This window comes from Candidatus Ancaeobacter aquaticus (assembly GCA_030765405.1).
GTDB lineage: Bacteria > Auribacterota > Ancaeobacteria > Ancaeobacterales > Ancaeobacteraceae > Ancaeobacter > Ancaeobacter aquaticus.
In genome coordinates, this window is the sequence record JAVCCP010000030.1 from 20737 (window position 1) to 28269 (window position 7533).

The following is a 7533-nucleotide window of genomic DNA, read 5'->3' on the forward strand; positions in this document are numbered from 1 at the left end:
CACTTTGTGCCACCTACGTGGAGTAACACTACAACGCCCGCGGTGTATAAAATAAAACCGTTTTATTGCACAGGAAAGGTTAAACAATGTTTAATATGAAAAAAACAGTAATACCTTTTCTTTTTCTTCTCCTCTTTCTCTCAACAACTGCGCATGCAGAGAGGGTGCTTACATTAGATACAGCGCTCATGACAGCATATAAAGATAATCCCCGCATGATTGAAGCAAGAGAATCTATTCTTTCCTCAAAAGGCGATAAGATATCAACCATGGCTCTTTCTGATCCTGAAATAAGTTTTGATATCGGCGGTCTCAAAAAGGAACATGGCCAGCGCATCGTAAACCTTGATAAATTTGATGTGTCACAAGATTTTGATCCTATAGGTGTTTACTGGCTTAAAAACATGGTAGCATCAAACGATATTCTGATCGAAGAAGAAGGGTTAAAATCAGTATGGAGTGCAATATATGTTGAAGTGAGAGAAGCATACACTAAATTGATACTTGATAAAAAAAGAGAAGAATTAGCTCTGGAAAATCTCATTATTCTGAGACAGTTTTTTAGTAAGGTGCAACTTCGCTATAAGTCAGGCTCAGCACTTAAAAATGATGTTCAAAGAGCAAAAATCGAAACGCTTACAGCTGAAACAGAATATCTCTTTGTCGAAAAAGCAATTAAAACAGATAAAGCAAAATTAAATGTACTCATGGGAAGATCACTTACAGAGCCTATTCTTATAGAAGAAGAACTTGAAGCTGATAAGCTAACGCTTAACCTGAAAGAATTGCAAGAAATGGCTTTTTCAAGAAACCCGTACCTTAAAAAGGAACAACTCATTTTAGATTCGAAAGATAAAAAAGTAGCAATGGAACACCTGAACCGTTTTCCGGCACCTTTTGTTGGTTTTGAAAGAATGATGGCTGATTATGATAATGACTATACAATTATTTTAGGTATGACCGTGCCTTTATGGGATCTGAATCAGGGAGAAGTGAAGAAAGCTGAAGCGCAGAAGAAAATCCAGCAGGCACGAAAAAATGGTCTTAAAAAAATAATTGCATATAATGTGTATGAAGCGTTTCTTGACGCTGAATTGTCTCAAAGGCAATTGGAGATACTTACAAAATCAATTGAAGAAGCCAATGAGCTCCTTCGACTGGCAAATCTAAAATATGGTGAAGGAGAAATAGATTTTATCAATTATCTTGATCAGGTACGAACAGCAACACAAACCAGAACAAGATACTATCAAGGTCTTTTCGACTTTAATAATGCTATAACCAAGTTAGAAAAGATAGTGTATAGATCGGTTAGAGAGGAGAACTATTTAAAATGAAGATACTAAAAATATTCGTAATTATTATATTTTCATTCGCTATTGGTGGCGCTGTAACGTATCAATATCTATCTCAAGAAAAGGGCGGGCATGAGCTTCATGATGAACATGGTCATGAGGATGAGCACGGTGAACATAAAGGTATATCAGATGAACAATCACTTGATGAGAAGGTTCAGAAACTGATCGGGGTTAAAATAGGTAAAGCAGTGCGCAGGAAGATACGAAATGAAGTATCTGTGATAGGTCATATTGCTCAGGATACTGAATTTATATACAACATAGTACCGGAAGGTTCAGGAGAAATAATAACATGCAACGCTGAAATTGGTTCTTTTGTTAATAAAGGAGATGTTGTGTGTACTATCAAGAAAAAAGGGCCTGATGGAAAGATGATGGAAGTGAAGGCGCCTGTATCTGGAGTAGTTGTTGGTGATTTTTCCAGTCCCGGAGATAAAGTAGATAAGATTTCTTCTGTACATGCAATTGCCGATCTATCAAAGCTATGGGCAATATTGAATGTATATGAAAAGGATATTGCTCAAATAAAATTAGGGCAGAAAGTTATTGCTCAATCAATAGCGTATCCGGAGAAAACTTTTGATGGAGAGATACTTTTTATCTCTCCGAGAGTAGATGAAAATACACGAACAATAAAAGTTCGTGCACTGGTAAAAAATCCTGAGTATCTCTTGAAATTAGGTATGTTCATTACCGCCGATATCATAATTGAATCAGACGATACATATCTCACCGTACCAAAATCAGCAGTATTTTCTTTTGCGAATAAGAAAATAGTTTTTGTTAAAACAGCACAGAATAAGTTTGAGACAAGAGATATAGAGATAATCGATGAAACGAAAAATGAAGTAGCAATAGGTAAAGGGATAAGCGAAAACGAAGCTGTTGTTGTTGATGGCGGTTTTCTCCTTAAATCAGAGGCATTGCGATCGCAGCTCGGATCGGGATGCGCAGAATAATAAAGGATCATATTTAGGTGGATAGATTTATTCAATTTGTATTAAAACAGCGCTTATTAGTAATTATGTGCTTAGTAGGGTTATTGGTCTGGGGAGTGTATTCCTGGTACAAAATACCGATAGATGCTTTTCCTGATGTAACGAATGTTCAGGTTATGGTACTTACCAATGCTGAAGGTCTGGCACCGGCAGAAGTCGAGAGGCTAATCACATACCCGATAGAAATAGAGATGAACGGATTACCGAATGTGAAGCTGATACGATCTCTCTCTAAATATGGATTAAGCCAGGTTGTCATCGTCTTTGAAGATAGTGTAGATATATATTTTGCTCGCCAACTTATTTTTGAGAGATTATCTAACGCAAAGAAAAACTTACCTGTAGGATATGAACCCGAACTGGGACCGGTGAGCACAGGGCTGGGAGAAATATTACAATACACATTAAAAACCGATGATGCGTCAGTAGATCTAACGGAACTACGCACCATTCAGGACTGGGTAATAAAACCACAGCTTCGTTCTGTTCCGGGAGTAACTGAGATTAATTCTTTTGGAGGGTTTGTTAAACAGTATCAGGTTGTCGTTGATCCCAAAAGATTACTCAAATATCAGATAAGTGTTAACGAGGTATATGAATCACTCCAAAATAATAATGCGAGTGCTCCCGCAAACTTTATTGTAAAAGGTGGAGAGCAAATCGTTACCAGAAGTGAAGGCCTCATCAACTCTGATAATGTCGAAGAAAACATTACAAGTATTGGCAATATTGTTATCACCACAAGAGAACATGTTCCTATATATCTCAAAGACATAGCTGATATACAGATCGGGCATGAGGTCCGACAGGGTGTAGTTACCCGTGACGCAAAAGGTGAAACGGTATGCGGTATGGTAATCATGCTCAAAGATTCTAATGCGCGATCAGTTGTTGATAGGGTCAAATCAAAAATATATGAAATTCAAAAAAGACTTCCTAAGGGGGTAACACTTGATGTGTTTTATGATCGTATGGAACTCATTGAGTCTTGTGTAGGCACGATATCAAAAGCGCTTTTACAGGGAGGATTTTTAGTTATCCTTGTGTTGTTTCTTTTTATTGGTAATTTGCGCTTAAGCGCAATAGTGTGTTTGTCGATACCTTTGACTGCTCTTATTTGTTTTATCCTTATGCGATATACCGGTGTGTCAGCAAATCTTATGTCTTTAGGAGGATTAGCTATCGCGATCGGTATGATCGTCGATGCAAATATTGTTGTCGGGGAAAACATTTACCGGCATTTATCAGAGGAAGATTCAGGAAAAGATAAAATCACCGTATGTATTGAGTCAGTTAAAGAAGTCGCCCGACCGGTATTATTTTCTATACTGATCATTATTTTGGTTTTTGTGCCTTTGTTCAGTTTACAGTCGATAGAAGGCAAGATGTTTAAGCCGCTTGCACTAACAATAATGTTTGCGATGATAGGTGCTCTCTTTGTTTCACTCACGATTACCCCGGTACTTTGTTCTTTACTTATAAAGCAGAGACGTACAACAAAAAAAGTACATTCTGGAATGCGTGTTATAAGAAAAATATATCTCGCTTTATTAGATGTGGCATTAAGACATAAAGTGACAACGGTCTCAATAGCTGCTCTTGCATTAATTGCTTCTATTATTGGTTTTAGATATGTGGGCTCAGAGTTTCTTCCTTATCTTGATGAAGGTGCTATCGCAATGAACGTTGTAAAGTATCCTACCGCTTCACTTGAAGAATCAAAAAGAATAGGCACAATAATCGAACAGAACTTATTAACATTTCCTGAAGTAAAGACGGTGGTAACAAAAACCGGTACAGCTGAAATCGCTGAAGATCCTATGGGTCCGGAACAGAATGATATTTTTATCATGCTTAAACCGCGATCACACTGGAAAGCAAAAAACAAAATGGAATTAATAGAACGCATTAGCGACAAGTTAAGTGTGATACCTGGATTAAAACTCAATTTTACCCAACCCATAGCTTTGAGGGTGAACGAGCTGATATCCGGTATTAAGTCTGATGTAGCGATTAAAGTATTCGGATATGATCTCAATATCCTTAAAGAAGAAGCTGAAGAAATAGAACACATTGTCGCCGGTATTGATGGCGCAAAAGATGTAAAGGTAGAACAGATTTCAGGCTTTTTACAATTAGATATAGATATCGACCGTAACGCCGTTGCCCGATACGGTATAAATGTCGATGATATTAATGAGATTGTAGAAAAAGCCGTTGGCGGAAAAACTGCCGGGATAGTGTACGAAAATGACAGGAGATTTAATATTTTTGTAAGATATCCAATCGAAAGCCGAAGAGATGAGAAGGCAATAGGAAATATTTTAATACCTGCACCTATTGGGCAGAATATTCCTTTAGCCCAACTTGCAAAGATACATATTAACGAAGTACCCGCGCAGATCAGCCGTGAAGCAAATATGCGACGCATTGTCGTTGAATGTAATGTGAGAGGTAGAGACATAGGGAGCTTTGTACGTGAGGCAAGAACAAAAATTGACAAGATTGAGAAAAATCTTCCACCAAATTATTTCATAAACTGGGGAGGACAATTTGAAAATCAGGAAAGAGCAATGAAAACACTTTCTGTTGTCGTGCCTGTGGTTATCTTAATGATATTTGTCATGCTTTTTACTGCGTTTGGTTCTGTTCGTCCGGCACTGTTAGTAATATTAAATCTACCTTTTGCTTTAGTAGGAGGGATATTTTTAGTTCTTCTCTTGAAAGTGACTTTAAGTGTATCTGCGGTGGTGGGCTTTATTGCTCTTTTTGGTATCGCGGTTGAAAACGGTATTGTTTTAGTAACATTCTTTTCACAGTTAAGAAAAAAAGGATTAGAGTTGAATGAAGCTATCCGTAAAGGATGTGAATTGCGCTTGAGACCTTTACTCTTAACTACTCTAACAACTATATTTGGATTAATACCATTATTATGGGCAACAGGTTCAGGAGCAGAGATACAAAAGCCTTTAGCGATCGTTGTTTTAGGAGGACTTATTTCGTCATGGTTTTTGACACTTATAGTTTTACCGTGCCTATATGAATGGATGGAGAGTAAGACATCGCTTCGCGAGTAGTAGATAGGAAACAATTAGAATAAATAGAGACTGTCCCTATTTATTTGTAGTTAAGAGGATTGGTAAATGTCAAATTATGTATACATAGCGACAAGCCTTGACGGATTTATCGCTACAAGTGATGGCGGATTAGATTGGCTGATGGAAATTCCTAATCCTGACAAAAGCGATTACGGGTATGCCGATTTTATTGATAGGGTTGATGCTTTAGTGATGGGGCGTAATACTTTTGAGAAAGTTTTAACGTTTGGTGAATGGTCTTATACTAAACATGTATTTGTATTAAGCAATAGCCTCACAGAGATTCCTGAAAATCTTACAGGTAAAGCAGAAATTATCACGGGCAATGTAACGGATGTGGTGAGAAAGTTGAATCAGCAGGGATATAGAAATTTATATATTGATGGTGGAAAAGTAATACAGAGTTTTTTGAAAGAGGATTTGATAGACGAACTAATTATTACCAGAATTCCAATTCTTCTTGGAAAAGGGATTCCTTTATTTGGTGATATTGATCAGAACTTAAAATTCAAACATACGAAAACAGAAGTATTGAATAATATGCTTGTGAAAAGTTGTTATTCAAGAGACCGAAAGATTTGATGCGGTATTCTCACCGCCCCGATACACCGGGGCGGTGTATGAAAACTGTAACCATCTAGCAAATAAACTGAAATAAGAGGAGGAAGTAATATGAACGTATTGGAAAATATTCCCTATAATGAAGATAGAATGGGTAGACGCAAGGTTGTTGATGAAAAACACCTTCTCGTTATGCAAATAGCGGTAAAACCCGGGCAGGTCGTGCCACCGCATAACGCTAATTCAAATGTGCATTTACTGGTTATGAGAGGAGATTTAACGGTTAATCTTGATGGTACGGATAGTAAGGTTAAAGAAGGCGATTTGTTACCGGTTGCATATCAAACGCCGATGACGGTTAGAAATAGTGGTAATGATGATGCCACGTTTTTGGTGTTTAAGACGCCTAATCCGACAGAAATGTGAAAGGAAACGGTATAATGAAAATAGGAATTATTATTGCGAGTAATGATGGTGAAACTTGCTGGAACGCTTTACGGTATGGCAATTTTGCTCTCGGGCAAGACGATGAAGTTAAAGTATTTTTCATGGGCAAGGGTGTTGAGTATCAGAAAGTTAGCACTAATACGTTTAACACTGTTGAACAAGCGGAAAAGCTTATGCAGGCAGGCGGTAAGATATATGCTTGTGGTAGCTGTATAAAGTCGAGAGAACAGGAAAGTTCTGAAATATGCCCTATTTCGACAATGAAGGATATGTACGAAATCGTTAAGGAAAGCGATAAAATCGTTACTTTTTAGATGTAGGCAGTAGAGTGGCGAAGTATTAATTGGTTTACCTAATATAAATGGTTGCAGCAACCATTTAACCCAATGACAGAAATTACTAATTAAAAGGAGGATATTATGCCAGAATTTGGATCACCTTTTGCGGGGTTAACAAAAGATAAAAAAATAAGTGAAGATGAATTGATCCGTGCAATCCGTTTTATGATTGCCGCAGAATACGAAGCGATTCAACTCTATATGCAACTTGCGGAATCCACCGACAACAAGCTTGCGCAGGAAGTGTTGAAAGATATTGCTGATGAAGAACGAGTTCATGCTGGAGAATTTTTGCGGTTATTGAAAGAATTATCTCCTGATGAACAAAAGTTTTACGATGAAGGAGCCGAAGAAGTTGAAGAAGAAATAGCAAAAAATAAAAAAGGATGAAGTTATAGAAGAAAATATTTATGAAAGAGTTCATATGCCGGTTATCGGTGAAATAGCCCCTTCATTTGAGGCGGATACAACTCAAGGGCCTATTAAGTTTCCTGAAGATTATAAAGATAAATGTATAAATGGTAGCTGCTACCATTTAGCTACCATTTATTGAAAAAGTTGAAGGAAGAACGTTTGGGTGTAAGAAACCTGGGCCAAAAAAGAGAGAGAATTAAGTGTTCTGTCCCGTGCGCCAAGAAAGCTAATGTAAGCAAGCTGGAAAACCAGCCCGACTAAAGCCTAACCAGCAGGTCGGTACAGAACTCAGCGCATAGTAAGGCAACGAATTATGCGA

General features: G+C 37.6%; 7 protein-coding genes. All 7 read left to right on the forward strand.

The features are described 5' to 3' along the window. Positions 1 to 95: 95 nt before the first annotated feature. A complete protein-coding gene (locus tag P9M13_03540; protein MDP8262357.1) occupies positions 96 to 1337 on the forward strand; it encodes a TolC family protein in 1242 nt (413 codons plus the stop codon). Next, positions 1334 to 2317, forward strand: coding sequence for an efflux RND transporter periplasmic adaptor subunit (locus P9M13_03545; GenBank protein ID MDP8262358.1), 984 nt, complete (start codon positions 1334 to 1336; stop codon positions 2315 to 2317). The genes P9M13_03540 and P9M13_03545 overlap by 4 nt, the downstream gene beginning before the upstream one ends. A 17-nt stretch (positions 2318 to 2334) precedes the next feature. Further along, positions 2335 to 5433, forward strand: coding sequence for a CusA/CzcA family heavy metal efflux RND transporter (locus P9M13_03550; GenBank protein MDP8262359.1), 3099 nt, complete (start codon positions 2335 to 2337; stop codon positions 5431 to 5433). Between the two features lie 66 nt (positions 5434 to 5499). After that, a complete protein-coding gene (locus tag P9M13_03555) occupies positions 5500 to 6036 on the forward strand; it encodes a dihydrofolate reductase family protein (protein MDP8262360.1) in 537 nt (178 codons plus the stop codon). A gap of 90 nt (positions 6037 to 6126) precedes the next feature. Next, positions 6127 to 6441: a cupin domain-containing protein gene (locus tag P9M13_03560; protein MDP8262361.1), complete on the forward strand. Its 315-nt coding sequence runs from the start codon at positions 6127 to 6129 to the stop codon at positions 6439 to 6441. Positions 6442 to 6455: 14 nt separating this feature from the next. Continuing rightward, positions 6456 to 6776 carry a DsrE family protein gene (locus P9M13_03565; protein MDP8262362.1) on the forward strand — a complete coding sequence of 107 codons (321 nt, stop codon included), beginning with the start codon at positions 6456 to 6458 and terminating at the stop codon, positions 6774 to 6776. A 105-nt stretch (positions 6777 to 6881) separates the two neighbouring features. After that, positions 6882 to 7190 carry a ferritin family protein gene (locus tag P9M13_03570; GenBank protein MDP8262363.1) on the forward strand — a complete coding sequence of 103 codons (309 nt, stop codon included), beginning with the start codon at positions 6882 to 6884 and terminating at the stop codon, positions 7188 to 7190. Positions 7191 to 7533: the final 343 nt, after the last annotated feature.

Coding starts and splice junctions, on each gene's coding strand:
- P9M13_03540 (MDP8262357.1), top strand. CDS start 96: ATGAAAAAAACAGTAATACCTTTTCTTTTTCTTCTCCTCTTTCTCTCA.
- P9M13_03560 (MDP8262361.1), top strand. CDS start 6,127: ATGAACGTATTGGAAAATATTCCCTATAATGAAGATAGAATGGGTAGA.
- P9M13_03570 (MDP8262363.1), top strand. CDS start 6,882: ATGCCAGAATTTGGATCACCTTTTGCGGGGTTAACAAAAGATAAAAAA.
- P9M13_03555 (MDP8262360.1), top strand. CDS start 5,500: ATGTCAAATTATGTATACATAGCGACAAGCCTTGACGGATTTATCGCT.
- P9M13_03545 (MDP8262358.1), top strand. CDS start 1,334: ATGAAGATACTAAAAATATTCGTAATTATTATATTTTCATTCGCTATT.
- P9M13_03565 (MDP8262362.1), top strand. CDS start 6,456: ATGAAAATAGGAATTATTATTGCGAGTAATGATGGTGAAACTTGCTGG.